Here is a 26,226-nt window from a genome sequence, read left to right as displayed (position 1 = left end):
TGACGATGGCGACACTGGCAGGAGTCCCTAGACGGGAAGAAGGTCGTCCGTACCCGCAACTCCTCGTCCAGGACCTGGCCGGGCAAGGAGCGCTGTGAGAACAGCGGCCCCATGATGCGGCGAGGAGGAGCGCCGTGTGCTCGTCGCGCCGGGCGCAGTGCACCGCTCTCCACCCCGGTTCGCAGCGCCGCTCGGGAGCAAGTGCCGCAGGAGTCCGTACAGCCACGCGTACCACTCCTCGACCCGGATCGCACCAGGTCGGCGACGCACGTTGTCGGTCCTCGCACCGGACGGAAGGGACCTTCGGGACCCGGGCATGGGCTGTTCGGCCTCTGCGATCAAGGAGTGCACGCGGTGGACTGGAGGAGGTCGGTAGTCGCAGCCACAGTGCAGGAGGTACGGCGATGGCGACACTCTCACGCAGGCAGAGGTTCCCGTTCCCGGAGATTCCCGAGTGGTTCGAGTCCTTCCCCGCGCGTTTCGGGATGCCCACGCCGGGCGATGTCTCGGCGATGCGGATCGAGGACTACACGGAGGGCGACCGGTACGTGATGCGGGCAGAGCTTCCGGGGGTCGCGCCCGACGACATCGACGTCCTCATCAGCGAAGGCATGCTGACCGTCAAGGCCGAGCGCACGGAGCGCGATGTGGAGAAGAACCGCAGCGAGATCCGCTACGGCTCCCTGAGCCGCAGCGTCACCCTGCCGCCCGGCGCCGACGAGGACGACGTCAGGGCCGACTACACCGACGGCATGCTCACCGTCAGCGTGGGACTGGGACAGAAGAAGGCCGAGGCGAAGCGCATCGAGGTCAAGCATGGCGCGTGACCCTGCCCTCTGGGCGGAACTTCCCGGCCACCCGGACGGTGACGCCCGGGAAAGGGCTGGGCGATGAGACACCGCAGCGTGGGCGATCTGATGACCCCCACCGCCGTGAGCGTGCGACCGGACACCACGTCCAAGGAGATCGCGCGCCTCCGCGACGAGTACGACATCACCGCGGTTCCGGTGGTCGACGAGTGGTCGACGACGGTCACCGCTTCTGGATCCGCGGCGGCAGCGAGGAAGGAGCCGAAATCCTCGCCGAACCACCCCCGCGCCGAAACCCGCGAAGAGGTGCCCACGCCCACATCCCACGGCGGCGTGGTGGTGGCGCTGAAATTGCACGGATCGTGCGACGACCTGCTCGCATTCGCCTTCGCCACCGCCGCGGTGAGGAAGGTGGGCCTGCGGGCCGTCCACGGCCGCAGCGTGCCCCTTCACGCGCAGTTGCCCTGGGGCATCGACCACGACATCACCGAAGAGATCAAGCAGGAAGCGCAGGAACAGCTGAGCCAGGCGCTCCGACCCCGGCGCGAGAAGTTCCCGCACGTCGACGTCGCCGTCACCATCGCTCTCGACAGCCCCGCCAAGGCCGTCGTACGGGCGGCCGAGGGCGCCGGAATGCTGGTGGTCAGCAGACGCAGGCACCACGCCGCCCTCGCCCCACGCCTGGGCCCCGTGGCCCAGGCCGCCATCCATCCCGCGCACTGCCCTGTCGCCGCCGTACCCCATGACTGAGCGGGCCACCCCAGGGAGCCGAACATGCCGGGCCATCACTTTGACGCGTCGGTGCTGCGGTCGGCCACGGCGGCCGACGCGCCGACCACGGCTCTCAACGCTCCGGCGCTCCCGCGCGCAGAAGTGCGCGAGACCCACACCGCCATCGTGTTCTTCGCCGGTGACCGCGCCTACAAGGTCAAGAAACCGGTCGATCTGGGCTTCCTGGACTACTCCACCGTGGCGGCTCGTCGGGCAGCATGTGAGCAGGAAGTCGCCCTCAACCGCCGCTTCTCACCGGACGTCTACCTGGGCCTGGGGGAGATCCGCAGCCCGGACACAAAGGCGCCCGAACCCCTCGTGGTGATGCGCCGCATGCCGGCCGACCGGCGCCTGTCCCTGCTGGTACGGGAAGGGGCTGTGGTCGACGACGATCTCCGGGCCATCGCCCGGCAGCTCGCCGCCTGCCACGCGGGGGCGCCCCGCAGCCGCGAGGTCGATGAACAAGGCACGCGAGACGCACTGTCCTCGCGCTGGGAGGCCAGCTTCGCTCAGGTCCGCGCACTGGCCGACGACGGACCCGTGCCCGACGGGGTGGAGGAGGTCGAACGGCTGGTCCGCCGCTATCTGGCCGGACGCAAGCAATTGTTCGACGCCCGCATCGAGCAAGGACGGATCGTGGACGGGCACGGCGACCTGCTCACCGAGGACGTCTTCTGCCTCGGCGACGGCCCCCGCATCCTGGACTGCCTGGAGTTCGACGACCACCTCCGCTACGTCGACGGCCTCGACGACGCCGCGTTCCTTGCCATGGACCTGGAACAGCTCGGAGCACCGGAGGCTGCTGCTCTCTTCCTCGCCCAGTACAGCGAGTACTCCGGCGATCCGGCCCCACCGTCCCTGTGGCACCACTACGTCGCCTACCGCGCGTTCGTCCGCGCCAAGGTCTCCCTGATCCAGGCGCGACAGGGCGCCCCCGGGGCGGAGGCGGCATCACGGCGGCTGGTGACGACGGCACTGCGCCACCTGCGCGCCTCCACCGTCGGCCTGACGCTGGTGGGCGGACTGCCGGGCAGCGGCAAGTCCACCCTCGCAGGAGCACTGGCCGACCGCCTGGGCGTCACGCTGCTCAGCAGCGACCGTCTGCGCAAGGAACTGGCCGGCATTCCGGCGGAGCAGTCAGCGGCGGCCGGCTACGGGGAGGGCCTGTACACGGCGGAGTGGACCGCCAGGACCTACGAGGCCCTGCTCGACCGGGCATCCGCCCTGCTGTCCTGCGGGGAGTCCGTCGTCCTGGACGCCACCTGGTCCGACGCGGGACAACGCGAAGCCGCCGTGCGCATGGCCGAACGCACCACCGCCGACCTGGTGGCCCTGCACTGCCAGGTCCCAAGCGACGTGTCGGCGGCCCGTCTGACCACCCGGGCTCCCGGAGCATCGGACGCCGACCCCGAGGTGGCCGCTGCCATGGCGGCCAAGGAGCCGCCGTGGACGGAGGCCGTCACGATCGACACCAGTGGCCCCCTGGAATCCGCGGTCGTCCAGGCGCTGGCGACCGTACGCCCGTGGAGCATCGGCCAGGCCCCGGTCTTCCGCCGCCCCTACATGGAGCCGGACTGAGGAGGCAACGCGCGACAGCACGCCGCGCGGTACGGGCCCGTCCCGTATCCGGTGCGGCGGTGTGCGGGTCGACGACGGGCAACCGGGGCGCACTGGCCGCCGCCCGTGCCCCGGCCACCACTCGGACGCCCACGCCGCAGTGTCATCCGGGGGATGCGGGGTCGGCGTAGCGCAGCAGTACGCCCACGCCCTCGCGCAGCTGCAACTGCTGCTCCGGGACGACGACCAGTTCGGCCCTCGTGCCGACCAGGGCGCGGGTCAGTGCCGCGTCGGCGCGCTCCTCGCGGACGTCCCGTACGCCGTAGGAGCGCAGTTCCTCTTCGGTGACGGCGAGTTGTCCTGGTTCCGGACCGACCCACAGACGCAGCGTCGACTCGGGATGGTTGTTGAGGAACAGGGCCTTGACCCGGCCGCGCTGCAGGGCCGATACGGCGGCGGGAAGGCCCTCGGCCGAGGCCCCGTCGCGTGCCTTCTGCGCGAGGAAGGCATCCAACAGCGTCCGGTCGTGTGCGGCCATGCGCCCGCTGAAGAGGCTTTCGAGCCGGTGCTCGAGCAGCGCCCGCCCCGGTTGGGACTCGCCGGCGCCTTCCACCGGGGTGACCTGTCCGCGCAGGGAAGCGGGGAGCCGGTTGACGAGGATGCCGCGAGCCCAGACGTCTCCCGCGACGACGACCGCTTCCGTGTCGATCCGCCGTGCATGGCCTTCCAGTTCCCGGCCGATCACTTCGGCGGCGTGCAGCCAGTCGGCCACGGGGATCTCCTCGTGCAGGCGGTGCCCCGGCGTGACCTTGGTCAGGGGCCAGACACCCGCCTCGGCGTCGACACGCACGGTGCCGGTGGCGTCGGTGGAGTGACGGCCGCCGTAGTGGATGTGAACCGCCAGGTAGGCGATACCAGGCGCGTGCTGGACGACCAGGGGCATGGTGTCCGGGAGCGGCCCGTAGTGCGCCGTGTCCCGTGCGGGCGGGGCGGGCAGCTCGTCCAGCAGGGCCGGCCGGCCGTGCGCGGTGAACACGGCCTGCCCGTGGGCGCCCGGGACGTCCGTGTCGCAGCCCACCATGCGCGCCAGCGCGGTGACGGAGTCCTGATCCGCCCCCTCTGCCAGCAGGGCGTCCCGCAGATGCCGCCACCGCAGTTCCACGGCGGCGTCGGGATCCTCGACGGCGCGGTCGCGGGACGTGTCCAGGTAGACCGACGCGAAGGGGCCGGGCTGCCTGTACAACGGTTCGAGAAACGAAAGTCTCATGGCCATTCCCCCAGGTCACTCTCCATGGTGGACGTTTCCGCCCGACCGGGCGACTCCGTCGCAAGGCCCTGATGCCTTGCCTGTGGTGAAGGACGACCTCGGCATCACTCCCAGACGACCAGCCGGCCCGTCTCTCCCGGCTGGAGGCACACGGCGCGGTCCGGCAGCCGGATGTCGATGGGGGCGCGGTCGGACGACGGTACAGCGATCTCCAGCAGACCGCGCTCCAGCCGCAGTCGCACGCCCCAGTGCCCCTGGTAGCGGATGGCGAACCCGTACGAGGACAGCTCCGGCAGGGGCACCGGGTCCAGCCACAGCGCGCCCTGGCGGGTCTCGAGTCCGGTCGGTCCGCGTTGGACGAGGTCGAGGGTGCCCGCCATGGCGCCGAGGTGGATGCCCTCGCCGGTGGTGCCGCCCTGCACGTCGGCGATGTCGCCGCGCAGGGTCTCCTGGCAGAACGCCCACGCCTCGGCCCGCCGATTCCGGGCCAGGACCCAGCCGTGGACCAGGCCGCTGAGGGTGGAGCCGTGGCTGGTGCGGGCGAGGTAGAAGTCGACGGTGCGCCTCAAGATGTCCTCGTCCAGCCGGTGGCCCAGACGGCGGAAGAGGGCCCGCAGGCTCCGAGGGTGCGAACAGGTAGCCGAGCATGAGCACGTCGGCCTGCTTGGACGCCCGGTAGCCGTTGCCCAGCGTGCACAGGGACTCCCGCAGGCGTTCCCCGGCGGGGTCGTAGCCCTCGTACTGCCAGGTCCAGCCCGTCACTGCGACGCTCCTCCCGCCGGCGGCCCGATCGGCGGTTTCCTCCCGGGTCAGGCCGAGTTCCTCGCGCCGGAGGGCGATTCGGCGTCCGAGGTCACCGGTCGGGTGGCCTCCCGCCGCGTTCGGCGATGTTCGTGCGGTCGCGGTCGGTCACCTTCTCTCGGAGGTCGCGCGGTCGGTCCGGGGCGAGTCGTGCCGTGAGCGCTCGCCGGACGACAGGCGGGAGTCGTCGAACCGGGAGGTGAGCTGGTCGATCACCGTGACCACGCCGTCGATCTGCCGGGTCACGGAGACGGCGATCTCCGTCTCGCTCTTGCGTTCCAACTGGCCGGTGAGGGTGACCACGCCTTCGACCACGTAGACGTCGATGGTCATGGGTGGCAGCCGCAGTGTGCGAACCAGCACTTCCTCGATCACTTCGTCGCGGATCTCGGTGTCGGGCCGCAGGAAGACCTGGAGGAGGTCGCGGCGGGTGACGATGCCGACGAGCCGGTCTTCTTCGTCCAGTACGGGCAGCCGCTCCACGTGACGCTGCACCATGGTCCGCGCGGCTTCGGCGATGGTCTCCTCGGCGTGGACGGTGACGGGTGGGGTGGTCATGAGCTGCCCCGCGGTGAAGGCCCTGGACTTGGCGGCCTGCCTGCAGGCCCCGCGCGTCCGCCCGGCGAACCGGAAGCGATGCCTGGTCCCGTCCGTCGCGAGGGCTTCCGACTGCCGGGTCACCAGGTCGGTTTCGGAGATGACGCCGATGACCTTGTCGTCGTCGTCCACGACGGGCAGTCCGCTGATGTGGCGGTCCGCGAGGAGCCGCGCCACCTCCTTGAACGGAGTGCGGTATTCGGCGCGGACGACGTCCGTGGTCATCACGGAGCCGACCTTGTTGTGTTTCATGTCCGTTCCCTCCTCAGCGGAGCCGGCGCAGATAGGGATGCTGAGGCGGGCGGGGCAGCAGGCGCACGCGCGGTGTCGTACTCCGCCAGGCCCAGCACCCGGCCCTTGGCCTCGGCAAGCAGCGCCCGGTAGCCGGGGTGCGGCGCCGCACACGCACGGTCGGCGGCCGCGGCGCCCGAAGTCGGGCTCGCCGCGAAGAACCGCAGCCGGAGGTTCTCCGGGGACATCTCTTCGTAGAAGCCCCGCAACCGCTCGTGATCGTCCGGCTCCACGGGGCGGACACAGACGGTGGTGCCGTCCGCGAGCAGGGCATGGAGCTGCGGGCGGCCGAGTGTGTCGTCCGTCATCGCGGCTTCCTCCCGCCTTTCGATATTTCGAGCATCCGCGGCTCTGCCGGCGATCACATGGGCTGTACGGGGGTGGAACGAGGGCCGGTCGGCCCTGAAATCGAATCAGCTCTCCCCGCGGTCTCTCGTCGGGCGAGGTGGCGGCGCGGCAGGCCCGGTACGGTGCCAACGAGCTGCCGATCAGCCGAGCTGACGGGCCGCCTTGCGCATCGCAGCCCTGATCAGTTCCACCCCACCCAGGCCTGCGGCTTCCTCATCGTCCAGGTTCACCTGGTACGAACCGCCGTAGCCGGCGGCGCCGTCGGGACAGGCACGGCGCAGCAACGGGACGAGGGCCTCGGCCATGGCGATGCAGCGCGGGTCCTTCGCGTAGGAAGCCATCCGCGCATCGCAGAGCTGCGCCCGTGCATCCGTCCGTCGTACGGGAGGCTGCTCACTCAAAGAGGGACACTCCGACGGTGTCTCCCGAGCCTCACGGGTTCGAGGAGGTCGACCACGCAGAGCCCGGTTTCGCCGTTGACGAGTTGGAGGGCGACTTCGGCCCGGGCCGCGAGGTCGAGCGGGTCGAGGTCTTCGGCGTAGGCGGCGTGCACGATGCGTTCCAGGCCCGCACCGACCAGCGGCGCAGCGGTACGCAGCGAGGCCTCCAAGGCCACGCCCTGGGTGGCGCCGCCGTGCAGGATGATGTCCCGCTGAGCACGTGCGGGAAGACGGCCGTCAGTACGGGGTGGACAGGCCGGTGCCCGAGCCGAGTTCGAGGCACGTCCCTTGGCGTATCGGGCCGCCGCGGGTGAGGGCGTCGCGTAGGGGGTCGTCGCGGCCGGTAGCGCGGGTGGTGTCCCAGTCGGCGGCGAGCTGGTCGAACAGGTCGGCGATGAAGTGCGCTGCTTCGGCGGTCCACGGCCGCTGGCCGGTGGCCAGGTCGTGGGCGAAGGCGCGGAACGTGTCGGTGGTGCCGGGCGGCGGAACCGGTTTGCCGTCCGGGCTGGGCAGGGCGCGCGGCAAGGTGGCAGTCACAGCAGTAGCCCGCCATGGGCGCGTTTCGCGTGGATCGGTCCGGGGCGGAAACGGGCCCTCCACCAGGGGCGGAGGACCGTGCTCGGTCGCGGTGCCCGCTGTGCGCGTCCCGTCCTTGGTGTCCGTGGCGCCGGCGCCGGCCACGCGGAAATTCACCCGGCGCGGGTGGTTTCATGCCCCCGGAAGGCTCGCTGACCGTCGAAGACGCCCTACTCGCCCGGGCATACCCCGACGATGCCGTCACCGCGACCCTGGGCGGCGACTTCCGCCGTATCGCCGCGCTGGTGTGGCAGTAGCTCTGAATGGGCCCGGGCCGCCTCGCCGCGCCTGTCTCGGTCGTCGTGATGGGGTCACTCGGCGCGATGGGGCTTGTGGCGGGCGACGCGCAGGCGTACTTCCGTGGGGAACTGGTCCGCGCCGATGGAGCGGCGGGCGTTGTGCAGCGGTCCGTCGCAGAACTCGTGGAGTACCCGGCTGGGCGCACCGTGCGGGGTGAGGGTGAGATCGACGCGGTTGTGGGGGTGCTGTGGTCTGCCGGTCAATCGGGCTTGTGCCTTCTCGACGCCGGGCAGGCTGTGCGTCTCAGCGGTGATCACGTCGCTGAGGGCACGGTTGCGCAGCTCCACTCCCTCCGCTGGGGGTGTGCCTCCGACGGGTATGGCGCCGGGGCGTGGACGGCGCAGCTGGGCGATGAGCCACGACAGGGCGAGCGCGGTGGCGATCGTCAGGGCGGCGATGGCCGTGGGCCACCACCAGCCTTGGCTGCTCCAGCGGGTCCGGTCGGCGGCACTGAGCAGCACGCTGCCGGGCGATGTCAGGGGCCAGCCGGTGGGTGGGGTGAGGTGCCAGTGCCGGTAGAGGTCGAGACCGGCGAAGAGAACCAGCAGCCCTCCGCCCAGCAAGGCCAGGCCCACCGCAGCCAGCAGGGTTCGGTTGAGACGAGTGAGCGCGGATTGCGGTTTCATGGCTTGTGCTCCCGACGCCGGGAGGGTCAGGTGGTGCGTTGCCGCACGCGTACGGCAAGTCGCGGGGGAGGGACCAGGCCGAGCCGGTCGCGTTCCTCCTGAAGCAGGGTGACGAGGTCGTCGTGGACCTGGTGTGGATCCCGGAAGCGGACGTCGGCCAGGGCCGTGATGCGATGGCGGCGCACACGCACCCACGCCCTGCTGACTCCGGGCACCCGCATCGCTGCGTCACGCAGGAGAACAGCGGCGCCTGCCCGGTCCAAAGTGGCCCACAGTTGCCCAGGGGGACAGTTTGCCGGCGGTCGTAGGGGCAGCGCATGGCGCAGTCCGGGGGTGAGTGCCAGGATGACCAGCCACAGCCCGAGGGCGGCGGCTACGGCGGCTCCGGTGAGCATCCACACGTCGTCGAGGGGGCGGGAGGCGAGTTCGCGTGCCAGCGTGCTGCGCCAGACTGCCGCGTGGTGTCCCGCACGCACTGCGATGGCGTCGACCAGAGCGGTGCCCGTGGCGGCCGCTATGACCAGGGCGGTCAGCGCGGCCGGAATGCGCCGCACCGCCCAGGGGCGGTGTGTTCCACGGCGGCCCCCCGGCGCGGGCTCCGTCGACATCCCGGGGGTGGGCGGGCCGGCCTCGGTCTGCTCGGTGAGGGCCACCGCGTCGTCCTGGGTGTGCGCCGCCGGGTCGGCACCGGAGTCGCGTCCCGGGTCGGATGTCATTGCGGTCTCCCTTCCGGTATGAGCCCGAGCCGGGTCACTGGACCCTGCCTCGCTCAAAGCCGGCTTTGGGCACCAGACGCCGGATGGTCACAGTGACCTCGGTGACCGGCAGGCCGGTCAGTTCGGTCACCCGGTCGGCGACAGCACGCTGGATGTCCCGTGACACGCCCGGAATGTCGGCGGGATAGGGCAGATCCAAAGTCAGGTGCAGACGCGTCGTGCCGCCGCGCGTGGCCGCTGACGCGTCGGGCGGAGCGACGGCCTCCTGGTGGCCTCTTCGTGGCGGGGCGGCCCGCCGTGCCACGGCCGTACGCGCCACCCGGGTGGCGATGCGGGCCACCACCCGGTCGGGGATGACGGTCGCGCCCCGTTCCGCCGGCGGCGGAAGACGCTCGGCTTGTCCCGGAGAGCCCGGAGCGGCGCCGGTGGGATGTGCGTTCACCGCTGCCGTCGCAGGTCGATGTCGCCCCGCAGGACGAGACCGACCACCAGCCCGACTCCGCCCAGGACGGCGACCAGGAGAAACGCCCAGAAGCCGCCGAAGTAGCCGGCGAAGCCGAGCGCTATCCCGGCTGCCAGTCCCGCAATCGCTGTGTCCATCGCTCATTCACCTGTCTCGCGCCTGATCTGTTCTGCACTCCGCGCCGCCGCACTGGGCGCGGCGGCGACCGTCGGCGCTCATGTGACGCGGCCCTCTTCGGCCTCGGACTCTTCCTCGGGCAGGTGGACGTCGTCGATCGTGAGGTTCACCTCGACGACCTCGAGCCCCGTCATCCGTTCGACGGCGGCGATGACGTTGCTGCGTACGTCGCCGGCGACGTCGACGATGGGGACGCCGTACTCGACGACGACGTCCAGGTCCGCAGCGGCCTGACGCTCACCGACCTCGACCTTGACCCCGCGGGTCACTCCGGTGCCGCCGCCCGGGACGCGCTCCCGTACGGCCCCCAGCGCCCGCGCCACGCCTGCGCCGAGGTTGTGGACGCCGGGTACCTCGCGGGCAGCCATGCCGACGATCTTCGCCACGACGGTGTCCGAGATGGTGGTCTTCCCCCGGCTCTCGGCAGGAACGTCGACGCCGCTGCGGCCCTGCAATGTCGTACCGGTCCCTCCGGACGACCTGTCCTGGCCAGCACTGCTGCTTCGGTTGGTGGTGTCCGTCATGACAGTCGCCTCGATCGTCCTGGGGACATCAGGGTGATGCCCGTCACCTAGTTGGACACGTCAGTGAGCAGTCCTCTCACATCCCTTTTGTGTGATCTGCATCACATATGCCCGATATGGGCAGAAGAGGAGCGGGAGTGGACACGGCGTCCCAGTGCGCCAAGACGCCTCCCAACCGGCACTCAGGCCGGGAGCCGACGATGACACCACAGGGCAGACCGGTGACACCGGAGCCTGGGCTCCCCGACACACTCCTGGCGGTGCGAGCCGGCGAAGGCGACGAGGATGCCTTCGCGGAACTCGTGCGCCGCCACAGCCCCGATCTCCTCATGCTCGCCACTCACATGCTCGGCGACACACGAGACGCCGAAGAAGCCGTCCAGGACGCTTTCGTCAGCGCATGGCGACGACTTCCGGAATTCCGCCACAGGGCGGCGTTCAGCACCTGGATGTACCGGATCACCGTCAACCGCTGCCGCAACGCCCGGCGCCGTCGGCTGCCTCCGCTCTCGCTGGACGTGGTGCCCGACCCGGCCACGGAGGAACCGCGCAGTTCACCGAGCCGGGCCGTTGAACAGAACTCCGCTGTGGCTGCCCTCGCCACTGCACTCGGCGATCTCAACGCCGATCAGCGGGCGTGTTGGATCCTCCGGGAGGTGCACGGACTGCCTTATGCGGAAATCGCCTATGTGACAGGCACCAGTGAGGAGACCGTGCGCGGCAGACTGTTCCGTGCACGCCGGTCCCTGAAGGAGGCGATGGCCCCGTGGCGATAGAGGACCAGCACCCGCAAAGTCACGACAGCCTCCCACCCGACCTGGCACTGCTGGCCGGGGACGAGCGGCTGCCCTGCGGCCGCCCGCTCAGCCACGCCTGGGAACAGGCGCGGGACACCGTGTCCGGGCCGGATCGGCACAGCGCCACCTGCCCGCACTGCCGCGAAGCCGCGGACGGGCTGGCCGCGCTGGACGAAGCCACGCAGGTACTGCGCGCTCAGCACTCCACCCGGTTCGGCGTGCTCGCGAACCGTGTCATGGACATCGTCCGATCCGAGGTCCGGCTCGGGCACCTCTTGCCGCTGGACGACCCGGCGCTGGATCTGTGCATCGGCGAGCACGCCGCGGCCAAAGTGCTGCGGTGGGCCGCCGACACAGTGCCCGGTACGAGGGCTGCAAGCTGCCGTCTGTCTCCTGAGCAAGACGGCACCGGCGTGCGCGTGGCCATGACCCTCGCCGTGGCCCTCGACCAACCACTGCCCACCCGCGCCCAGGAGGTCCGCCGATCGGTCATCGACGCGGCCGACCGGGTCCTGGGGCTGGCCGTGACAGACGTTGACCTCGCTGCGGTCGACGTACTGCTTCCGGAGCCCGGCGGTGCACGATGACCTCCCCCGCCACCCCCACCCTTCGCAGTGCCGCAGCTCAAGCCGCTCTAACGGTCCCGGGCGTGGTCGGCCTGCAGCCGGGACTGGCCCACCGACTCGCACGAGCCGCCACTCTCGCCTGGCCGCAGACAGCGGCCAGGACCACCCCGCCCGAGGCCGGCGTCCGAGCGGCCCGGACGCCCGACAGCTCCGGCTGGCGCGTAGACGTTCGCTGCGTCCTGTCCGAAGGTCACCGAGCACTTGACGTGGCCCGCGAAGTCCGCTCCCGAGTCCACAGCGCCGTCCAGGCCCACCTCAGAGAGCACCACGCGACGGATGCCGTCACCGTTGCCGTCACCGTCACCGGGATCATCGCCAAAGCTTCGGACCACCCGGGCGCACGTTGAGACTCCGCTCCCTGCCGACTGCCGAAGAGCGCAGGGAGCGGCGTGGACATCGCAGATGTGCTCGCCACCCCGGCAATCGGAAACTGCGCTCGACGCGATCGACGGCCAGCCGATTCTCCCAGGCGGTCGCCGAGTGCCTGGCGTGGTGACCGTCCCGCACGGATCACCCGAATGCAGTAACAGCCGCGTGCGGCCGCCCGTGGAACGAGCGCGCTGTCGTTGCACGTCGGTGGGTGGATGGCCCGCTTGCTCGAGCAAGCAGCTCGCGGGGCGATCTTCGACAGCCTTCCGCAGGATGGGTTCCGGTTGCCCGGCCCGGCAAGGGAGGGCGGGTGGCTCTTCCTCGTGTGCGTGGATGGCGCACCGATTCCCCCAGGAGCAGTTGATGGCAGAGATGACGGATGTACTGATACCGGCGTTGGAGGACGCGCGTGAAGCTCACGCCGCGGTTGTCGACCGGTTCCGGACGGATGTGGCCATCACACCGCCCGGCGCCCGGCGGCAAAGACTCGAGCGTCAGGTCGCCGATGCGGAGGACCACCTCGAGCGCATTGAGGACCGGGTACGCGAGATGCGCCCTGCCCGCGGACTGCTGTCCGCTGCGGCCCAGTTTGTGCGGTTCGCGGCGCGCGGCGCCGTGCGGGTGACCATGATGCCCGTGGAGGTGGCGGTGGCCGCCATGACGGAGATGGCGGACGGCGAGAAGCTGGCCCGTGAGCGCCGTCTGCTGAAGAACGCCGAGGACGAGTACGCGGCGGCAGCGCGGGCTCTGGCGGCGTGCCGGGCGGGGGAGAGGATCGCCGAACAGCTCCATGACCGGGAGACTGCCGACCTGCTCCGTCTGCTGCGGCGGCAGGACGAGGAGCTGCTGGAGAGCCTCGAGGAGAACGTCGCCGAGCGGGCCACGGCCGTGACGGTGGCCACCAACGGCCACCGTCCCCTCGAGGCGGAAGCCGCCGAGGGCGGCGGCCTGCTGGATGCGGTCATGCGCACGGTGCGCGCGGCCATGGCACGGCTGCGGCAGGCATTCCGACGCAGCACCCGGCGAGTGAGAGGCACGGCTGAGGGCGCCTGGCGGGAGATGCCCGATGCGACCCGCATGGCTGAGGAGGTCCAGGGCGCGGTCACCCGCGAGGAGGACCTGCCGATCCCCGGCTTCAGCCAGCTCGGTGTGACGGAGATCCACCAGCGGCTGCGCGGTCTGTCCCAGTCGGAGCTGACGGTGATCGAAGGCTACGAACGCGCACACGCGGGCCGTCCCGGGGTGCTGAACGCCATCGAGCACCTTCGTGAGGACGAGCCGTGGGCCGGCTATGACGAGATGGACCCGGAACGCATCAAGATGCACCTGCCCAACGTCTCCGACCCCATCGTCCGGCAGGTACTCGAGTACGAGCGGCACCACCGGCAGCGCGACACGGTGATCAACGCGGCCGACACCAGGCTGCGGGCGCCGTCTGACGCCGTCCTCAGCCCTGGACAGGAGGTCCGGGGTGTGGTCACCCGCGAGGAGGACCTGCCGATCCCCGGCTTCAGCCAGCTCGGTGTGACGGAGATCCAGCAGCGTCTGCGCGGCCTGACCCCGTCGCAGCTCACGGTGATCGAGGGCTGGGAGCGCGCGCATTCCAACCGGCAGGCGGTCCTGAACACCATCGATCAAGCCCGCCGCAGTAACAGACCCTGAGCCAGAGCGCTGGCCGGGCTGCTGCAGGAGCGAGCGCGTGGGGTCGGATGTGGCGGAACCCGCTGAGCCGAACGGCGCAGCCGGCAGTGGCAGACGGTGATCGATGCGGCTGCGGAGTCATGCCTCTGCGACCACGGCCGCCGGATCTCCAGCGCACGGAGACGACCGACGAGTCCCCTTTCGGGTCCGCCTTCACCTGCTTCAGCAGGGGACTCGCGGCGCACCGTAGGAGGTGCGGCCTGGGGCCTGTCCGCCCTCGGGCCGATGAGCGATGAGCCTTCGGCCTGAAGCGCGTTCCTGTCCCGACCGCTTCAAGAATTCCGTGCGTCCTGACACGGGTGTGGCGCTCGGACTGGGGCGCACGCTCAGATCCGCCTCACGTGTCCGGTCGCGCCTCCACACAGAGCGACATACGCAACCGGCCGCGCCGTCCGCTTCCAGGCGTGCGGCATCCCCGTCCGGCCCCCGCCGAGTTCTGGACCGTCGATGCGTCACAGCTTCGATCACTTGTCCCTCAGGGAGGCCCCGTGATCGTGATTGCTCTGCTTGTCCCGGTGCTGCTCATGCTGCTGATGCTCGCGCTGGGCGCCCTCGAGGATCTTTTGTTCCCCCCACCTGAGCCGCCACCGTCGGAAGGAACCATCCCCGAGCAGTCGGCAACCAGGCCTGAGAGGCAGAAGCCTCTCCGGACGGCGTCACGGCCGTCCTTGTCAGTGAATCCCGGTGCGAAGCGCCACCGGAGCACAGGAGGGCGGGACTTCATTCCGCCGATCGAAGACAGCCCGCCCCGGTTGTCGACCTCTCATGATCAGGCCGGCTTCGGGTGGCCGAAGAGGAGATCGTAGCCGGGCGGGAGCTGGAGCAGCATGCGATCGAGGAGGTCGTCCCCGGCGATCTCGGCGACCACACTGAGCACGGCACTGATGTCCCATGTCGCGGTCTGCTCGGTGGCTCCTTCGATCCAGGCTGCAGTCGCCCGGACGAACCGCTCCGGCGGGAGCGGCTCGTGGGCTTGCAGCGGGTTCAGCAGCACCCGGGCCAGCGTTTCCGGAAGCCGGTCGGCCAGATCGTCCCGCACCTCGCCGACCAGGTGGGCGCCCAGGAGTGCGAGCACGACGCGGGCGGACCGTTCGGCCTCCCGCGGTGAGGAGTATTCGCCGCGCTCCTGGACCGCGGCCAGAAAGGCGTCCCAGTCCATCGTCAATGCCCTCACCTCCCGATCGCTCCCACTTGGAGGTTCGCCATGCCGGTGACGCGGGGCCCCGGCAGGGCGTGCCTCTCTTCATTGCGGACCGAACGTTCTCCTGCCGCAAGTGGGTCTCCGCGCCAGGGCGTACACCAAGTGGTCTCTGCGCCACGAGCCGGCTATGTTGCAGACCACCCTGGTGATGGTGACGGCGGCCGCCGCCGGGCGATCTTCAGCCCCGTACACGCTGAGCAAAAGACGTCGTCCTCGCCACTCGCGAGGTGAGCTGGTTCGACCTGTTCGGGTACCCGGTGGTGCGGGGCTGGGGTGCCGTGACCGACCCGCAAGCTCGGACAGTTGGCGCGAGCCGAGGACCTTTCTGTCACAGGGCTGTCGAAAACGGTGCGCATGCTGGTGGTCAACGCGGCGCCCACCGGCGCCGATCATGTGATGGGGGAAGTACACATGCGCCTGCTCCACGCCGCCACCGCACTCGCCGCCACTTCCGCGCTGGCCGTGACGCTCACCGCCTGCGGAGGCGACAGCGTCGCTTCGGGCGGCCAGTCGTCCGCACCCGCCTCCTCGCCGTCGGCCTCCGTGTCCAGCGGCACCCCGGCCGACCATGCTGCCGCCACCCAGGACCCTGGCAGCAGCGCGGGCGCCGGCAGCCCGGGGACCGGCGGTACGGCTGTCAGCACCGGCAGGAACGGCGCGGGCCGCTGCCACACCGCCGGGCTGGGCTTCTCGTTCGGCTCCGGTGACGGCAAGGTCAGCAGTTCGGACGACCAGCAACGGCTGGCCGTGGTGCTGAAGAACAAGACGTCCGCCGCGTGCACCCTTCAGGGCTTCCCCGGGGTCGATCTGAAGTCCTCCAGTGGCAGTTGGTCGCTGGCCCGCAGCAGTGTGACGCCCAAGAAGGTCACCCTGGCCGCCGGCAGCAGCACGACGTTCACCATCACCTTCCTGCCGTGGACTCAGGGCAGCGGCACCGAGTTCAAGGCCACCTCGGTCGTCATCACCCCGCCGAATGAGACCACTTCAACCACCCTGACCTGGCCCGGCGGCAGTGTCCTGCTTCAGGACGGCGCCACGCACCCGGGCACCTATACCGGGCCTGTCGGCGGCTGACGGCCGGCACCGGCCCGGGAGCCCCGTCCGCACCGAGGATGCTGCCGGAGATTCCGGGGCGTGCGTGGCAGCGGCCTGTACGACCCCGTTGGGGTTGTGCGGGCCGTTCATCGTGTCCGGGGAAGTTTTCCCGCCACCCCAACAGTGGTGTCGGATGCCTGACCCACCTGCCCGACCTCCACGCCGGACTTGGGATCGGCCAGTTCTTCGGAGAGGTTCGAGACCGGCGCGGAGGACTCCGTCGGTGATGGTGGTGCCGGTGGCGGCGTGGGGGGTGACGCGGTCGGGCCGGCCGGAGGTGTTGGTGGCCTCGGGATCGCTGTCGGCCAGGACGAGGTGCTCGGCCAGGGTGTGGGCGTCGACGCCACGCAGGTCGATTTCCAGGGGCAGGGTGTCGGTCTGGCTGCGATTGACGGCGAATACGGTGACGGCGCCGGTGTCGTCGTCGGTCACGGCGGTGGCGTGCAGCAGGGGCACATCGCCGAACCGGGCCGTGGGGTACGTGGGGCTGTCCACCTCGACGCGCAGCACCCGGCCGCGGCCGTACCGCGACGCCTGGGCGAAGGGGAAGAAGGTGGTCTGCCGCCAGGCGGGCCCGCCCGGCTCGGTCATGATCGGCGCGATGACGTTGACGAGCTGGGCGAGCGAGGCGGCGGTGACCCGGTCGGCGTGCCGCAGCAGGGCGATCAGCAGCGAGCCGAAGACCACGGCGTCGGTGACGGCGTAGACGTCCTCCAGCAGGCGCGGCGCCTGCTGCCAGTCCTCCACGGTGTGCGGGTTGGGCCGACTCTGGTACCAGACGTTCCACTCGTCGAAGGAGAGGTTGATGCGCTTGGTCGCCTTCAGCCTGGCGCGGACGTGGTCACAGGTGGCCACCACCGACTCGATGAAGTGCTCCATGTCGACCGCGGAGGCGAGGAAGGAGTCCCGGTCGCCGTCGGTCTCCTGGTAGTAGGCGTGCAGCGAGACGTGGTCGACCAGGTCGTACGCGGCCTGAAGGACGGTGGCCTCCCACAAGGCCATCGCGGCGCCCGGCACGGCCATCTCGCCTCCAGCGGGCGCCCGACCTGATCTCCTTCGACTACACCCCCGCCCGGCCCACGCTCAACTACAGTCCAGCGCATGCACTCGTTGAGCTCCGGCGACACGGCGCCGGCCGCACGGTGACCGGAGCCCCCGAGGCGCCGGCGCCCGCGGCCGCCGTCCGGCACGGGGTCCACTTCGGCACCACCGCCGGCACGCGAGCGGAGTTCAGGGACGTCCGCCTCGGTTTCCCGGTGCGGAGGCGGCCCGTCCCGCCCTGCTCCTTCACCGTTCTGCGCACCCGCACGGAAAGCGTCGTGCGCGCCCGCATCGAAAGCGATCTGCGATGACTCTGCAGCCACGCCCGATCCCCGCACACCAGGCGCGTCCCCCGATGGGGTGGAACAGCTGGGACTGCTACGGCACCACCGTCACCGAGGACGAGGTGCTCGCCAACGCGGAGTTCATGCGGGACCACCTGCTCGCGCACGGCTGGGACACCGTCGTGGTGGACATCCAGTGGTACGAGCCGACGGCCCGCGCCCACGGCTACAACCCGGACGCGCCCGTGGTCCTGGACGCGCACGGCCGCCAGCTCCCGGCCCCGAACCGGTTCCCCTCCGCCGCGGCGGGAGCGGGCTTCGCACCGCTGGCCCAGCGGGTGCACGACCTCGGTCTGCGTTTCGGCCTGCACATCATGCGCGGCATCCCCCGCCGCGCCGTCGCCGCCGGGCTGCCCGTCGCGGGAACCGGCTTCACGGCCGACGAGGTCGCCGACACCGACTCGGTCTGCCCCTGGAACTCCGACAACTACGGCCTGAACCACGACCACCCGGGTGCCCAGGCGTACTACGACTCTCAGGTCGCCCAGTTCGCCGACTGGGGAGTGGACTTCATCAAGGCCGACGACATGCTCTTCCCGTACCACGAACGGGAGATCGCCGCCTACGCCCGTGCCATCGCCCGCACCGGCCGGCCCATAGAGCTGAGCCTGTCCCCCGGTACGGAGGTTTCCGTCGCCCGCCTCGACCACTTGCGGGAGCACGCCACCATGTGGCGGATCTGCGACGACCTGTGGGACCGCTGGGAGGACGTCGAGGCCCAGTTCGCCCGCATGGCCCGCTGGGCCCCCTGGCAGGGAGAACGCGGCTGGGCGGACGCCGACATGCTGCCCCTCGGTCACATCGGCATCAGAGCCGAACGGGGCGACGACCGGCTCTGCGCCCTCACCCACCCCGAGCAGGTCAGCCTGCTGACGCTGTGGCTGATCTCCCGCTCCCCGCTGATGATGGGCGGCGACCTGCCCACCACCCCGCCGAAGACGATCGAGCTGCTCACCAACGACGAAGCGCTCGCCGTCCTGTGGCACAGCACAGGCAACCGGGAGGTCCTCCGAGAGCGTGACCTCGTCCTGTGGACCGCGGACGACACCGACGGGCGCACCCGCTACGCCGCCGTGTTCTCCCTGTCCGACAGCCCTGAGCGTGTCACCGTCCCCCTCGGCTCCGTCGGCGCCCGCCCCGGCGACCATGTCCGGGAACTGTGGACCCGTACCGACGTCCCGCACGACGGCCACCATTTGAACGTCGACCTCCCCACCCATGGCGCGGCCCTCTATCGCCTCACCCCGTGCCCGGAACCACCGGTCGAGTAGCGCAGGGGCCCTGCCTCGCAAGAGCCGGACCGGCACCATCGGTCTCGCCGGTCCGGCGGTGAACAGCCTGCACTCCGGCCAGTTGGCCGCCGCCATCCTCGCCGCCGCGGCCTCGGACGCCTGAGAGGACCACTCCCTGACGTGTGCGTGGTCGAGGGCTGAGGCTTGGAACAAAAGCATTCGGCGTTGAGCAACGGCTCGCGTAGGGTGCCCGATTGTCGAGCTGGAAGGTGGGCGGTGGACGTGGCACCCCGGAAGGTGACGCCAGACCAGTTGGCTGGAGCGGCGCGGGCAGCGCTGGGCGGCGGGCGGCAGCTGGAGGCGGTCGAGCGGCTCGCGGGCGGCAGCAGGAAGGGCGTGTACCGCCTGACGATGGACGACGCCACGACGGCGATCGCCTATCTCTGGGAGGAGTCGGAGAACTACTGGCCGGCGGCCGAGGGCGACGACGACCTCACCGACCCGTTCTCGCCCGGTGTCGGCCTCGACCTGTTCGAGGCCGCCCACGCGCGTCTGGACTCGCTCGGCTTGCGGGTTCCTCAGGTCCACCTCGTCGACCGCGACCGCACCCACTACCCGGCCGACCTCGCGATCGTGGAGGACTTTCCCGGCGAGGACCTTATGGACCTGCTCAACCGCGACCCGCGCGCGGCGGAGCGGACGATGGTGCGTCTCGCCGACGCCCTGGCGGCGATGCGAAGTCATCGGGCGCCGTCTTTCGGCAAGGTAGCCCTGATCGACGGCGGAGGAACGTCGCGGGCGGCGTCGTGCGAGAAGGCCGCACTCGACTTCGGCCTGCGCTGCCTCGCCGAGGCGGCTTCGCGTGACCGGAGGATCGCAGACGCCCGTGACCGGCTGGAGGAGCGGTTGCGAGAGCTGGCCGCGGCGGTGCGGCCGCGTGCCGAATACTCGGTCGTCCACGGCGAGTTGGGGATGGACCACGTGCTGGTGGACCGGGACGGCGACCCCGTTCTGATCGACATCGAGGATCTCATGTACTTCGATGTCGAGTGGGAGCACGTGTTCCTGCAACTCCGCCATCCCGAGGGCCACTACCGGCGGTTGGCGGTGGAGGGCCTCGACGTGGACCGGCTCGCGCTCTACACGCTCACCCAGCGGATGTCATTGACGGCGGGTCCGCTGCGGCTGCTCGACGGAGACTTCCCCGGCCGGGACTTCATGCGCGGGATCGCCGAGCACCACTTGAAAGAGGCGCTGGCGTCGGTCGCGCTGGTTTAGAGCGTGGCGTTGCGGATCAGCCCGAGGCTGCTGGCCTGGTGAGGCTGGTGCCTGCCGGGTGACTCCGAGGATGGTCCAGCCGGGCCAGGCGCCCGTCAGGCGCGCCAGTGCAGCTCAGTACACATCACATGAGTCCTTCACCAGCTGCGGACCCGTATCGCCGCCGTCAGCAGGTGGGCGGGCTCTGACCGCCGGCGCAGCCAGAGACAGGGCGCACGGCGCACGAGCCAGGCGCTGGCCAGGCCGATGGCGGCACCGGCGGCGACGTCGCTGGGGTAGTGGGCGCCGCTTTGCACCCGTTCGACGACCACCATCACCGCAGGCCCCGCACACAAGCCACCGGCCAGCGGCCACGACGGCGCCACAGACGCGGTAAAGGCCACCGCCGCGGCGGTGTGCCCGGATGGAAACGACGACGATTGCGGCCGGTCATCGACCTCGTCGTGCGGGATCCACTCACGGGGCGGCCGGGGACGGTCGGCCAGCTGCTTGCACAGGCCGTTCGATACCAGCTGTGCCACCGCCACAGCCGCCACGCCCACGGCTGCGGCCTTCCGGCCGCGCCATCCACCGAGCCAGGCCATCATCGTTGCCGCACCGAGCCAGAGCTTGCTGCCCTCCGCCGCTTCCTCCACCGCCGACAGTGCTCTGCCCACACCGGCTGGAATGCGGGAGGCCGCTCGTTTCGTCACCGTCCGATCGGTTTCACGCAACCCCGCCAGCAGCCTCATGACCAGTGGGTATCCCGCGGATCACCATCTCACACACAAGATCGGCCTTCTGGCCTCGGAAGCTCTGTGGCTCTGCACCCGCAAGCCCCTCACCTGAAGGCCCAGGCGACAGCGGCGCGACTCGACAGGGAGGGGCCGGTGTTTCATGGGTGGTGACATGTGTGGTCCCACAGACACTCGGTCCAGGACCCGCGCATGCTGCATAAGCGCGAGCCGATCGTGCCGCCGACTGCGCCGGGCTCCGGCCGGCGGGGAATGGGAGGCGGTGAGGCACGCGAGACCGTACGCCGTACCCTCATGGACATGTCGATCGTCGCCACCCTCATGGTGCTGGCCATAGCCGCGCTGCACCTCTACATCCTGGTCCTGGAGATGTTCCTGTGGACCACGCCCCGGGCCAGGGCCTCCTTCGGCACCACGGAGGAGTTCGCCGCCTCGACCAAGACTTTGGCCGCCAACCAGGGCCTGTACAACGGCTTCCTAGCCGCCGGCCTGGTGTGGGGCGCAGTCGCCGCCGATCCGGCCGGCTTCCAGGTCAAGGTGTTCTTCCTGGTGTGCGTCGCGGTCGCCGGGGCCTACGGGGCGGCCACCTCCAGCCGCCGGATCCTGTTCGTCCAGACGGTGCCTGCGCTCGTCGCACTGGCACTGGTGGTCGCCGCCCGCTGAGTCCCTCACGGGCTCAGGACCGGCGTGGAGGGAATGTCCCTGGTCAGCCGACGATGGGTTCGTCGGCAAGGTAGGGCGGCGCGGGCTCGTACTGGATGTACCGGCGCACCGCGCGGGCGTGCTCGCGCCCGTGCAACCGGCCCACCAGCCACAGGGCGCTGTCGATCCCGGCGGACACACCCTGGCTGGTGATCAGGTTGCCGTCCACGACGTAGCGGGCGTCGCGGACGACGCTGACGTCGCCACGCGCCTCGAGCGTGTCCTCGTAGCTCCAGTGCGTAGCGACGCTTCGCCCGCGCGCGGGCCCGGCGGCGTGCAGGAGCACCGCGCCGGTACACACGCTGCTCACCCAGGAGACCTGTGCCGCGGTCTTGGCTATCCAGTCGGTGACGACCGGGTTGTGCGGCTGGGTCTCGCGTGCCCCGCGTCCACCGGGGACCAGCAGCACATCCAGGGGCGGGTGGTCGTCGAGTGTGTGGTCGGGCAGGACGCGCATGCCCTTGGCGCAGCGCACGGGCCCGGACTGTTCGGAGATCAGGACGACGGTGTCGGCGCCGTCACGCAGCATCGAGGAGACGGTGAACACCTCCCAGGGACCGACGAAGTCCAGTTCCTCGGCATCATTGAAGATCAGCAATCCGTAGCTGGTCACGCATACTCCTGTTCCTGTTGTTCTTGCTGCGGTTCCGCAGAGGCGGTGGTGGACCGGAACCGTGCCCGGTAATCAGAGGGCGCGATGCCGAGGTGGCGGTGGAAGGTGCGGCGCAGCGTCTCGGCGGTGCCGAACCCGCAGTGCCGCGCGATGGCCTCGACCGGGTCGTCGCCCTCGGCGAGCGCGCGCTGGGCGGCCTCGACCCGTACCCGCTCCACGTAGGAGGCGGGCGGCGCACCCAGTTCGGCGGTGAACCGGCGCTGCAGATGACGCGGGCTCAGCCCCGCGTGCTGCGCCAGGTCCGCGATTGCGTGCCGGGCGCCGGGCTCGGCGTGTACGGCCGACACCGCGGCCCGGATCGGGTCGGTCGCGGGCTGCTTGGACCACAGCGCCACGCTGAACTGGGATTGACCACCGGGCCTGCGCAGGAACATCACCATCTCGCGGGCGACGGCATGGGCGACCTCCCGCCCCAGATCGTCCTCGACGAGCGCCAGGGCGAGATCCATCCCGGCGGTGACCCCCGCCGATGTCCACACGTGCCCGTCTCGAATGAAGATGGGCTCGCAGTCGACTTCGACACCCGGATGCTCCGCGACCAGCTGCTGTTCGCGGGCCCAGTGGGTGGTGACCCGGCGGCCGTCCAAGAGACCGGCGGCGGCCAGCAAGAACACCCCACTGCACACCGAGGCGACGCGACGGGCACTCGCCCCGACGTCACGGATCCACCCGGTCAGCCCCGGATCGAAGCGGGCCTGGTCGACACCCCTGCCCCCGGCCACAACCAGGGTGTCGACGCTCTCAGGATCCACCTCGTCCACCCCGTAGCCGGCGTGGACCGCAAGCCCACTCGCCGTCGGAATCGGTCCGGGACGAGGCGCCACCACCAGACGGCGATAGCCGCCGGCCAGCTGCCCGGCGTACTGGAACACCTCGTGCGGGCCGACGAGGTCGAGAGGCTGAAACCCCTCGTAGATCACGAAAACGATGCTGCGCTCCTTCACGCCTCCACCCTCGGGGAGTCGGCGCGATGGCGTCTACGACACACACCCAACAGATCGCGCCAAGAGGCTCAGCTGAAGATCAGGGGCGCTCACTGGCAACGATCACGGGAAACCTCAGATCCCTCGCCCAGGTAAGCGTCGCAGCACGGCCGCGTTGACGAAGCTAGACGTAAGCCGCTGACAGACGATCTACTCCGCAGACTGCCGCCCACGACCAGTGCGAGCACTCCGCAAGATCGTCACACCAGCCCTATCGCCATGGGGCTGAAGTTCTCAGCAGCTGCCGGCGTCGTGCCGACGGAACGTCCGTGTTCCGTAAGAGTTCGATGGTTCCGTGGCGGCCGGGCGCCGAGTGGGATGGGGGGCATGAAACTGGGTCTCTTTCCACCGGTGTTCAAGGGCAGACTGCACGATGCCCGCACGGCGACCTCCATCGGTCGATGGCTGGGGGTGGCGTTCGCCGTCTGCTTCGTCACCGGACTGGTCAGTCACTTCATGCAACACCCGCCGGGCTGGCTGGCCGACAGGGTCCCGAGCCGCCCGGTGTGGGGCTACCGGTTCACTCAGGGACTGCATGTCGCCTCCGGCATCGCGGCGATCCCGTTGCTGCTGGCGAAGCTGTGGACCGTGTATCCCCGGTTGTACGAATGGCCGCTGGTGCGATCGGTCAAGCACGCCATGGAGCGGCTGTCCGTCGGCGTGCTGGTGGCCGGCGCCGTCTTCGAGCTGGCGACCGGGCTGTTGAACACGGCCCAGTGGTATCCGTGGCCGTTCTCGTTCGTGCCCGTGCACTACGCGGTGGCGTGGCTGGTCATCGGGGCGCTGCTGCTGCACATCGCGGTCAAGGCGCCGGAGATCAAGGCGCACTGGGCCCGCCGGTCACCCGGGACGCTCGCCCTGCCCGCGCAGGACGGTCCCGACCGGCGTTCGCTGCTGGCAGCGGTGGGTGCTGCCGTCGGGGCCGTCACACTGACCACCGTGGGCCAGTCCTTCACCCCGCTGAAGGACTTCCTTCTGTTCGCGCCCCGCCACCCGGACAAAGGCCCGCAGGCGCTGCCGGTCAACCGGACCGCCGACGCTGCGGGGGTCGGCGGGATCACTGCCGTGGAGTACCGCCTGGTGGTGGCCGGCCCGCAGTCGTACACCCTGACCCTTGACGAGCTGCGCGCCCTGCCACAGCACGAGGTTGAGCTGCCGATCGCCTGTGTGGAGGGCTGGAGCAAGTCGGCGCGCTGGACCGGCGTACGGGTCAGGGATCTGCTGGAGCGTGCGGGGGCGCCGGAGCATGCGCGGGTGCTGGTGGTGTCGTTGCAGTCGAGGGGCAGTTACCGGGTGTCGGAGATGGGGCCCGAGCACGCCCGCGACCCGCTGACCCTGCTGGCCCTGCGCCTGAACGGCGAGGAACTCGACCCGGACCACGGTTACCCGGCGCGGCTCATCGCTCCCGATCGGCCGGGCGTGCTGCAGACCAAGTGGGTCGGCCGACTTGAGGTGCAGGCATGAAGTCGCTGCGCATGATCGCGGGTACGGCGGGTGTGGCACTCATGGGGGTGGGGGCGTTCCTGCTGATGGGCGTCCGCGACTTGGCGGATGTGCTGGTGTGGCTGGGTGGGGCGGTCGTCCTGCACGATGTGGTGATCGCCCCGGCCGTGCTGCTGGTCGGGCTGCTGCTGGTGCGCGGCGCCGCGCGCGGACCGGTCCGCGGGGCCCTGCTGGTCGCGGGTGCGTTGACGACGGTGGCGTTGCCCGTGCTGCTGAGGCCGGGCAAGACGGCCAACTCGTCGGTGCTGCCGTTGGACTATCCGCGCAACTGGCTGATCGCACTGGTGGCCGTGGCCACAGTCACGGCGCTCTGGCTGGCCGTGCGTGGGATCGGGCGCGGTCGCCGGCGGCCTGGTGGGTGAGTTACCCGGTCCGGCCGACGGACGAGCGGTCTTACGGGTGTCTTACGCGTTGCGGGCGGGCGCGGCGGAGCACGGGGCGGCGGCCTGGCGTGACCCTGACGGTGGCGGTGTCGCGGCCCGCCGACGACGCGCGGGAGCCGGGGAGGGCTTACGAACCCCTGACATTCTTGCAGCGAACGACCCGCCGCCAGGCGCACCGCATTACGGTCGGTGACATGTTGATCCTGGTCACCGGCGGTGCGGGTTTCATCGGCTCGCACATCGTCACAGCCCTCCTCGATCAGGGGCATGAGGTGCGCGTCCTCGACGCGCTGCTGCCCGCCGCCCACCGCACGGTCCCACCGATCCCCGACGGGGTGGACTGGCGGCATGCCGACGTCCGTGACGGAGAGGCGGTGGCCGACGCCCTGCGGGGCGTCGACGCCGTCTGTCACCAGGCCGCGATGGTCGGCCTCGGCAAGGACTTCACCGATGCCCCGGACTACGTGGGCTGCAACGACCTCGGCACCGCCGTGCTCCTTGCCGGTATGGCCGAAACCGGCGTGCCCCGCCTGGTGTTGGCCAGTTCCATGGTTGTCTACGGCGAGGGACGGTACGAGTGCTCGCGCCACGGCGTCGTACGGCCCGGGCCGCGCATTGTGGCGGACCTGGAAGCGGGAGGCTTCGAGCCCCCGTGTCCGCACTGCGGTGAGCCGCTGGCCGCGGGCCTGGTGGGGGAGGACGCCCCGGCCGATCCCCGCAACGTGTACGCGGCCACCAAGCTGGCGCAGGAACACCTGGCCGCCGCGTGGGCGCGGGCGACCGGCGGGCGCGTCGCCGCACTTCGCTACCACAACGTGTACGGCCCGGGCATGCCGCGGGACACTCCCTACGCGGGTGTCGCCTCCCTGTTCCGGTCAGCGCTCGCGCGCGGCGAGGCCCCACGCGTCTTCGAGGACGGCGGGCAACGGCGGGACTTCGTCCATGTCCGGGACGTCGCGGGTGCCAACCTCGCGGCGCTGGACGGTGCGGACGGTCTGCCGGAGGGCGGCTTGCGGGCGTACAACGTCGGCAGTGGAGAGCCGCACACCGTGGGTGAGATGGCCGCAGCGCTGGCCGAGGCGTACGGCGGACCGACACCGGTCGTCACGGGGGAGTACCGGCTCGGCGACGTCCGCCACATCACCGCCTCCTCGCAGCGTCTGCGCGACGAGCTGGGCTGGAAGCCGCGGGTCGTCTTCGGGCAAGGCATGGCGGAGTTCGCGGCGGCGCCCCTGCGGGCCGGGTGAGCTCGTCCGGTTCTCGGGTGACCGCCCCAGGACGGCCCGGGCTTCTCCCGCCGG

General features: G+C 70.7%; 30 protein-coding genes and 2 pseudogenes. 15 read left to right on the top strand and 17 right to left on the bottom strand.

Translation table 11 applies throughout. The features are described 5' to 3' along the window. The first annotated feature begins 404 nt into the window (after nucleotides 1–404). From ACIRC0_RS24860 to ACIRC0_RS24850, 3 genes are all read left to right on the top strand, one after another. On the top strand, nucleotides 405–827 hold the full coding sequence (locus tag ACIRC0_RS24860) for an Hsp20/alpha crystallin family protein (protein ID WP_403619398.1): 423 nt from the start codon (nucleotides 405–407) through the stop codon (nucleotides 825–827). A 63-nt stretch (nucleotides 828–890) separates the two neighbouring features. Then, nucleotides 891–1,559 (top strand): universal stress protein, encoded by a 669-nt coding sequence (locus tag ACIRC0_RS24855; RefSeq protein WP_403619395.1) that lies wholly within the window; start codon nucleotides 891–893, stop codon nucleotides 1,557–1,559. Nucleotides 1,560–1,682: 123 nt separating this feature from the next. Next, nucleotides 1,683–3,158, top strand: coding sequence for an AAA family ATPase (locus tag ACIRC0_RS24850; protein ID WP_403620291.1), 1,476 nt, complete (start codon nucleotides 1,683–1,685; stop codon nucleotides 3,156–3,158). 142 nt (nucleotides 3,159–3,300) lie between these two features. Here the strand turns inward: ACIRC0_RS24850 and ACIRC0_RS24845 are convergent, their stop codons facing one another. From ACIRC0_RS24845 to ACIRC0_RS24830, 4 genes and pseudogenes are all read right to left on the bottom strand, one after another. Continuing rightward, nucleotides 3,301–4,404 (bottom strand): hypothetical protein, encoded by a 1,104-nt coding sequence (locus ACIRC0_RS24845; RefSeq protein ID WP_403619392.1) that lies wholly within the window; start codon nucleotides 4,402–4,404, stop codon nucleotides 3,301–3,303. A gap of 104 nt (nucleotides 4,405–4,508) precedes the next feature. After that, nucleotides 4,509–5,088: pseudogene (locus ACIRC0_RS24840) on the bottom strand (glycosyl hydrolase family 65 protein); the annotation flags it as partial. A gap of 225 nt (nucleotides 5,089–5,313) precedes the next feature. After that, nucleotides 5,314–6,054, bottom strand: coding sequence for a CBS domain-containing protein (locus tag ACIRC0_RS24835; RefSeq protein WP_403619389.1), 741 nt, complete (start codon nucleotides 6,052–6,054; stop codon nucleotides 5,314–5,316). Then, nucleotides 6,051–6,401 carry a hypothetical protein gene (locus ACIRC0_RS24830; protein WP_403619386.1) on the bottom strand — a complete coding sequence of 117 codons (351 nt, stop codon included), beginning with the start codon at nucleotides 6,399–6,401 and terminating at the stop codon, nucleotides 6,051–6,053. Before ACIRC0_RS24830 ends, ACIRC0_RS24835 begins: the two co-directional genes overlap by 4 nt. A gap of 104 nt (nucleotides 6,402–6,505) precedes the next feature. On the opposite strand from ACIRC0_RS24830, the gene ACIRC0_RS24825 reads away from it, so the two are divergent. Then, the gene (locus ACIRC0_RS24825) at nucleotides 6,506–6,622 is read left to right on the top strand and encodes a cation-transporting P-type ATPase (protein ID WP_403620288.1); all 117 of its coding nucleotides are present in this window, start codon (nucleotides 6,506–6,508) and stop codon (nucleotides 6,620–6,622) included. On the opposite strand, the gene ACIRC0_RS24820 is transcribed toward ACIRC0_RS24825, so the two are convergent. From ACIRC0_RS24820 to ACIRC0_RS24810, 3 genes are all read right to left on the bottom strand, one after another. Beyond that, on the bottom strand, nucleotides 6,582–6,782 hold the full coding sequence (locus ACIRC0_RS24820) for a hypothetical protein (protein ID WP_403619383.1): 201 nt from the start codon (nucleotides 6,780–6,782) through the stop codon (nucleotides 6,582–6,584). The genes ACIRC0_RS24825 and ACIRC0_RS24820 overlap by 41 nt on opposite strands. 56 nt (nucleotides 6,783–6,838) lie before the next feature. Beyond that, entirely contained in the window at nucleotides 6,839–7,057 is a 219-nt protein-coding gene (locus tag ACIRC0_RS24815) for a hypothetical protein (RefSeq protein WP_403619380.1), read from the bottom strand. Between the two features lie 61 nt (nucleotides 7,058–7,118). Further along, nucleotides 7,119–7,418, bottom strand: coding sequence for a hypothetical protein (locus ACIRC0_RS24810; protein WP_403619377.1), 300 nt, complete (start codon nucleotides 7,416–7,418; stop codon nucleotides 7,119–7,121). Nucleotides 7,419–7,591: 173 nt separating this feature from the next. On the opposite strand from ACIRC0_RS24810, the gene ACIRC0_RS24805 reads away from it, so the two are divergent. Further along, a complete protein-coding gene (locus ACIRC0_RS24805) occupies nucleotides 7,592–7,714 on the top strand; it encodes a hypothetical protein (protein WP_403619374.1) in 123 nt (40 codons plus the stop codon). A gap of 54 nt (nucleotides 7,715–7,768) precedes the next feature. On the opposite strand, the gene ACIRC0_RS24800 is transcribed toward ACIRC0_RS24805, so the two are convergent. The 5 genes from ACIRC0_RS24800 to ACIRC0_RS24780 form a co-directional block, all read right to left on the bottom strand. Continuing rightward, entirely contained in the window at nucleotides 7,769–8,383 is a 615-nt protein-coding gene (locus ACIRC0_RS24800; protein ID WP_403619371.1) for an alkaline shock response membrane anchor protein AmaP, read from the bottom strand. A 26-nt stretch (nucleotides 8,384–8,409) separates the two neighbouring features. Next, nucleotides 8,410–9,099, bottom strand: coding sequence for a DUF6286 domain-containing protein (locus ACIRC0_RS24795; RefSeq protein ID WP_403619368.1), 690 nt, complete (start codon nucleotides 9,097–9,099; stop codon nucleotides 8,410–8,412). Nucleotides 9,100–9,133: 34 nt separating this feature from the next. Next, complete coding sequence (locus ACIRC0_RS24790; RefSeq protein ID WP_403619365.1) at nucleotides 9,134–9,541, bottom strand: Asp23/Gls24 family envelope stress response protein; 408 nt, start codon at nucleotides 9,539–9,541, stop codon at nucleotides 9,134–9,136. Then, complete coding sequence (locus ACIRC0_RS24785; protein WP_366028699.1) at nucleotides 9,538–9,699, bottom strand: hypothetical protein; 162 nt, start codon at nucleotides 9,697–9,699, stop codon at nucleotides 9,538–9,540. Before ACIRC0_RS24785 ends, ACIRC0_RS24790 begins: the two co-directional genes overlap by 4 nt. Nucleotides 9,700–9,777: 78 nt before the next feature. After that, nucleotides 9,778–10,263, bottom strand: coding sequence for an Asp23/Gls24 family envelope stress response protein (locus ACIRC0_RS24780; protein WP_403619362.1), 486 nt, complete (start codon nucleotides 10,261–10,263; stop codon nucleotides 9,778–9,780). Nucleotides 10,264–10,463: 200 nt separating this feature from the next. Here ACIRC0_RS24780 and ACIRC0_RS24775 point away from each other — a divergent pair, with 200 nt between their 5' ends. The 3 genes from ACIRC0_RS24775 (at nucleotide 10,464) to ACIRC0_RS24765 (ending at nucleotide 13,717) form a co-directional block, all read left to right on the top strand. Then, entirely contained in the window at nucleotides 10,464–11,039 is a 576-nt protein-coding gene (locus tag ACIRC0_RS24775) for an RNA polymerase sigma factor (RefSeq protein WP_403619359.1), read from the top strand. Continuing rightward, nucleotides 11,030–11,647 (top strand): hypothetical protein, encoded by a 618-nt coding sequence (locus tag ACIRC0_RS24770; RefSeq protein ID WP_403619356.1) that lies wholly within the window; start codon nucleotides 11,030–11,032, stop codon nucleotides 11,645–11,647. Before ACIRC0_RS24775 ends, ACIRC0_RS24770 begins: the two co-directional genes overlap by 10 nt. Before the next feature lie 771 nt (nucleotides 11,648–12,418). Continuing rightward, nucleotides 12,419–13,717 (top strand): hypothetical protein, encoded by a 1,299-nt coding sequence (locus tag ACIRC0_RS24765; protein ID WP_403619354.1) that lies wholly within the window; start codon nucleotides 12,419–12,421, stop codon nucleotides 13,715–13,717. A gap of 808 nt (nucleotides 13,718–14,525) precedes the next feature. Here the strand turns inward: ACIRC0_RS24765 and ACIRC0_RS24760 are convergent. After that, nucleotides 14,526–14,915 (bottom strand): DUF2267 domain-containing protein, encoded by a 390-nt coding sequence (locus tag ACIRC0_RS24760; RefSeq protein ID WP_403620285.1) that lies wholly within the window; start codon nucleotides 14,913–14,915, stop codon nucleotides 14,526–14,528. 453 nt (nucleotides 14,916–15,368) lie between these two features. On the opposite strand from ACIRC0_RS24760, the gene ACIRC0_RS24755 reads away from it, so the two are divergent. Further along, on the top strand, nucleotides 15,369–16,031 hold the full coding sequence (locus ACIRC0_RS24755; RefSeq protein WP_403619351.1) for a DUF4232 domain-containing protein: 663 nt from the start codon (nucleotides 15,369–15,371) through the stop codon (nucleotides 16,029–16,031). A 210-nt stretch (nucleotides 16,032–16,241) separates the two neighbouring features. Here ACIRC0_RS24755 and ACIRC0_RS24750 read toward each other — a convergent pair. Continuing rightward, nucleotides 16,242–17,051 (bottom strand): annotated as a pseudogene (locus ACIRC0_RS24750) (alpha-L-arabinofuranosidase C-terminal domain-containing protein); the annotation flags it as partial. A gap of 397 nt (nucleotides 17,052–17,448) precedes the next feature. On the opposite strand from ACIRC0_RS24750, the gene ACIRC0_RS24745 reads away from it, so the two are divergent. Both ACIRC0_RS24745 and ACIRC0_RS24740 read left to right on the top strand, forming a co-directional pair. Continuing rightward, complete coding sequence (locus tag ACIRC0_RS24745) at nucleotides 17,449–18,708, top strand: glycoside hydrolase family 27 protein (protein WP_403619348.1); 1,260 nt, start codon at nucleotides 17,449–17,451, stop codon at nucleotides 18,706–18,708. A 258-nt stretch (nucleotides 18,709–18,966) separates the two neighbouring features. Then, the gene (locus ACIRC0_RS24740; protein ID WP_403620282.1) at nucleotides 18,967–19,947 is read left to right on the top strand and encodes a phosphotransferase family protein; all 981 of its coding nucleotides are present in this window, start codon (nucleotides 18,967–18,969) and stop codon (nucleotides 19,945–19,947) included. Nucleotides 19,948–20,084: 137 nt separating this feature from the next. On the opposite strand, the gene ACIRC0_RS24735 is transcribed toward ACIRC0_RS24740, so the two are convergent. Next, a complete protein-coding gene (locus ACIRC0_RS24735; RefSeq protein WP_403619345.1) occupies nucleotides 20,085–20,678 on the bottom strand; it encodes a phosphatase PAP2 family protein in 594 nt (197 codons plus the stop codon). Between the two features lie 303 nt (nucleotides 20,679–20,981). On the opposite strand from ACIRC0_RS24735, the gene ACIRC0_RS24730 reads away from it, so the two are divergent. After that, entirely contained in the window at nucleotides 20,982–21,344 is a 363-nt protein-coding gene (locus ACIRC0_RS24730) for a DUF1304 domain-containing protein (RefSeq protein WP_403619342.1), read from the top strand. A gap of 43 nt (nucleotides 21,345–21,387) precedes the next feature. On the opposite strand, the gene ACIRC0_RS24725 is transcribed toward ACIRC0_RS24730, so the two are convergent. Together ACIRC0_RS24725 and ACIRC0_RS24720 are read right to left on the bottom strand one after the other, a co-directional pair. Continuing rightward, nucleotides 21,388–21,996 (bottom strand): DJ-1/PfpI family protein, encoded by a 609-nt coding sequence (locus ACIRC0_RS24725; RefSeq protein WP_403619339.1) that lies wholly within the window; start codon nucleotides 21,994–21,996, stop codon nucleotides 21,388–21,390. Then, nucleotides 21,993–23,000, bottom strand: a complete 1,008-nt coding sequence (locus ACIRC0_RS24720; RefSeq protein ID WP_403619337.1) for a GlxA family transcriptional regulator — start codon at nucleotides 22,998–23,000, stop codon at nucleotides 21,993–21,995. The genes ACIRC0_RS24725 and ACIRC0_RS24720 overlap by 4 nt, the downstream gene beginning before the upstream one ends. Nucleotides 23,001–23,357: 357 nt before the next feature. On the opposite strand from ACIRC0_RS24720, the gene ACIRC0_RS24715 reads away from it, so the two are divergent. The 3 genes from ACIRC0_RS24715 (at nucleotide 23,358) to ACIRC0_RS24705 (ending at nucleotide 26,172) form a co-directional block, all read left to right on the top strand. Then, the gene (locus ACIRC0_RS24715; RefSeq protein WP_403619334.1) at nucleotides 23,358–24,503 is read left to right on the top strand and encodes a molybdopterin-dependent oxidoreductase; all 1,146 of its coding nucleotides are present in this window, start codon (nucleotides 23,358–23,360) and stop codon (nucleotides 24,501–24,503) included. After that, nucleotides 24,500–24,904 (top strand): hypothetical protein, encoded by a 405-nt coding sequence (locus ACIRC0_RS24710; protein ID WP_403619331.1) that lies wholly within the window; start codon nucleotides 24,500–24,502, stop codon nucleotides 24,902–24,904. Before ACIRC0_RS24715 ends, ACIRC0_RS24710 begins: the two co-directional genes overlap by 4 nt. A gap of 215 nt (nucleotides 24,905–25,119) precedes the next feature. Then, entirely contained in the window at nucleotides 25,120–26,172 is a 1,053-nt protein-coding gene (locus ACIRC0_RS24705) for an NAD-dependent epimerase/dehydratase family protein (protein WP_403619328.1), read from the top strand. The last annotated feature ends 54 nt before the right edge of the window (nucleotides 26,173–26,226 follow it).

Origin of the sequence: Streptomyces sp. NPDC093984 (assembly GCF_044764595.1) — a bacterium.
Classification (GTDB): domain Bacteria; phylum Actinomycetota; class Actinomycetes; order Streptomycetales; family Streptomycetaceae; genus Streptomyces; species Streptomyces cynarae.
The sequence above is the reverse complement of the archived record's forward strand: the minus strand, read 5'-3'. Positions and strand labels throughout refer to the sequence as shown.

Coding starts and splice junctions, on each gene's coding strand:
- ACIRC0_RS24860 (WP_403619398.1), top strand. CDS start 405: ATGGCGACACTCTCACGCAGGCAGAGGTTCCCGTTCCCGGAGATTCCC.
- ACIRC0_RS24855 (WP_403619395.1), top strand. CDS start 891: ATGAGACACCGCAGCGTGGGCGATCTGATGACCCCCACCGCCGTGAGC.
- ACIRC0_RS24845 (WP_403619392.1), bottom strand. CDS start 4,404: ATGAGACTTTCGTTTCTCGAACCGTTGTACAGGCAGCCCGGCCCCTTC.
- ACIRC0_RS24835 (WP_403619389.1), bottom strand. CDS start 6,054: ATGAAACACAACAAGGTCGGCTCCGTGATGACCACGGACGTCGTCCGC.
- ACIRC0_RS24830 (WP_403619386.1), bottom strand. CDS start 6,401: ATGACGGACGACACACTCGGCCGCCCGCAGCTCCATGCCCTGCTCGCG.
- ACIRC0_RS24820 (WP_403619383.1), bottom strand. CDS start 6,782: ATGGCTTCCTACGCGAAGGACCCGCGCTGCATCGCCATGGCCGAGGCC.
- ACIRC0_RS24805 (WP_403619374.1), top strand. CDS start 7,592: ATGCCCCCGGAAGGCTCGCTGACCGTCGAAGACGCCCTACTCGCCCGG.
- ACIRC0_RS24800 (WP_403619371.1), bottom strand. CDS start 8,383: ATGAAACCGCAATCCGCGCTCACTCGTCTCAACCGAACCCTGCTGGCT.
- ACIRC0_RS24795 (WP_403619368.1), bottom strand. CDS start 9,099: ATGACATCCGACCCGGGACGCGACTCCGGTGCCGACCCGGCGGCGCAC.
- ACIRC0_RS24785 (WP_366028699.1), bottom strand. CDS start 9,699: ATGGACACAGCGATTGCGGGACTGGCAGCCGGGATAGCGCTCGGCTTC.
- ACIRC0_RS24780 (WP_403619362.1), bottom strand. CDS start 10,263: ATGACGGACACCACCAACCGAAGCAGCAGTGCTGGCCAGGACAGGTCG.
- ACIRC0_RS24775 (WP_403619359.1), top strand. CDS start 10,464: ATGACACCACAGGGCAGACCGGTGACACCGGAGCCTGGGCTCCCCGAC.
- ACIRC0_RS24765 (WP_403619354.1), top strand. CDS start 12,419: ATGGCAGAGATGACGGATGTACTGATACCGGCGTTGGAGGACGCGCGT.
- ACIRC0_RS24760 (WP_403620285.1), bottom strand. CDS start 14,915: ATGGACTGGGACGCCTTTCTGGCCGCGGTCCAGGAGCGCGGCGAATAC.
- ACIRC0_RS24755 (WP_403619351.1), top strand. CDS start 15,369: ATGCGCCTGCTCCACGCCGCCACCGCACTCGCCGCCACTTCCGCGCTG.
- ACIRC0_RS24745 (WP_403619348.1), top strand. CDS start 17,449: ATGGGGTGGAACAGCTGGGACTGCTACGGCACCACCGTCACCGAGGAC.
- ACIRC0_RS24735 (WP_403619345.1), bottom strand. CDS start 20,678: ATGAGGCTGCTGGCGGGGTTGCGTGAAACCGATCGGACGGTGACGAAA.
- ACIRC0_RS24730 (WP_403619342.1), top strand. CDS start 20,982: ATGTCGATCGTCGCCACCCTCATGGTGCTGGCCATAGCCGCGCTGCAC.
- ACIRC0_RS24715 (WP_403619334.1), top strand. CDS start 23,358: ATGGGGGGCATGAAACTGGGTCTCTTTCCACCGGTGTTCAAGGGCAGA.
- ACIRC0_RS24710 (WP_403619331.1), top strand. CDS start 24,500: ATGAAGTCGCTGCGCATGATCGCGGGTACGGCGGGTGTGGCACTCATG.
- ACIRC0_RS24705 (WP_403619328.1), top strand. CDS start 25,120: ATGTTGATCCTGGTCACCGGCGGTGCGGGTTTCATCGGCTCGCACATC.